General features: G+C 39.8%; 1 protein-coding gene. It reads right to left on the reverse strand.

Features of this window, described 5'->3' with window-relative positions:
- The coding region (gene tnpA, locus C8322_RS14335) for an IS200/IS605 family transposase (protein ID WP_228156523.1) at positions 1–206 on the reverse strand (206 nt) is incomplete at both ends.

Raw genomic sequence — 206 nt, forward strand, 5'->3', positions numbered from 1 at the left:
CGTAGAATGCGACTAGACGCACCTTTTAAGCTATTCACTAAACTAGAAATGGCGACTTTAGGTGGATAATTGACGAGCAAATGTACATGATCATGTTCACCGTCAAATTCTATCAATTCAGCTTCAAAGTCTAAGCAGACACGTTCAAATACTTCACGCATCGTTTCAAGCATGGCATTGGTGAAAACATCTCTACGATATTTCGC

The organism is Acinetobacter sp. SM1B, assembly GCF_003289665.1.
Taxonomy (GTDB): domain Bacteria; phylum Pseudomonadota; class Gammaproteobacteria; order Pseudomonadales; family Moraxellaceae; genus Acinetobacter; species Acinetobacter schindleri.